This window comes from Paenibacillus sp. 102, from assembly GCF_039549175.1.
Lineage (GTDB): Bacteria > Bacillota > Bacilli > Bacillales > Bacillaceae_G > Bacillus_A.
This window is the reverse complement of the sequence record NZ_JBCGHT010000061.1, coordinates 1-922: the sequence shown is the minus strand read 5'-3', so window position 1 is coordinate 922 and position 922 is coordinate 1. Positions and strand designations below refer to the sequence as shown.

The following is a 922-nucleotide window of genomic DNA, read 5'->3' as shown; positions in this document are numbered from 1 at the left end:
TGGTCTTACCCCCGTCAAGTAGACAGCTGTAAAAAAAGACTATGCGGCCATCGAGATTCGATATTCAATCGGAGCTCGATGGTTAAGCCTTTTTTGGAATCGTTTGTAGTTGTAATGATAGATGTATGTTTCAATAGCTTGAATTAGTTCTTCCTTTGTTTGATAATAATTAAGATAAAACATTTCAGATTTAAAATGAGAGAAGAATGATTCAATGCAAGCATTGTCATGGCAGTTTCCTTTGCGGGAGTGGCTGCCGATGGCGCCTAGCTGTTGAAGCATACGGTAATAAGCATGAGATGTATATTGGAATCCTTGATCTGAGTGGATGATGGTTCCATACACATCTCTTTTTTGTGCTGCTAAATCTAACGTTTTTAGGACAAGTTGTAAATCATTACGATGTGAGAGTTTCCAAGCAACGATTTCATTGTTATAAATGTCTTGAACGACCGAGAAATAGAGAAATTTATCTTTGAATGGCAAATAAGTGATATCTGTGACAAGTACCTCATTTGGTTTGCGGTTTCGGAATTGTTGTTCTACTACATTCGGAAAAACCTTTGAGGATTTCCCGTTAAAAAAGCGTCGCTTTTTACGGATGATTGATTGAATTTGAAGTTCTCGCATAAGTCTACATACTTTTTTGTGGTTCACTAAAAATCCAGCCTCTAGTAAGGCAATTTTCATGCGAGGATAACCGTATTCCTTGTGTTTTATGTGAATGGCTTGAATCTGTTCACGCAATGTATGATCCTTTGAAAGGCGTAATTGTCTTTGCGTACATGTTGAGCGCCACTTATAGTAGCTAGATCGATTTAACTGCGCAATAACGACCAGCCAGGTTACTTTGTATCGAGAACGTAGTTCTTCAATAATCTCGTACTTAGCCGTTTGAGCAAGAACACCTCCTATAGATTTG

1 protein-coding gene is annotated in these 922 nt (G+C 38.1%); it reads right to left on the bottom strand.

Annotated features, from left to right (window positions below; all coding sequences use genetic code 11):
- Nucleotides 1–39: 39 nt before the first annotated feature.
- On the bottom strand, nt 40–922 hold an 883-nt coding region (locus AAIE21_RS29210), incomplete at its 5' end, for an IS3 family transposase (protein ID WP_343269875.1).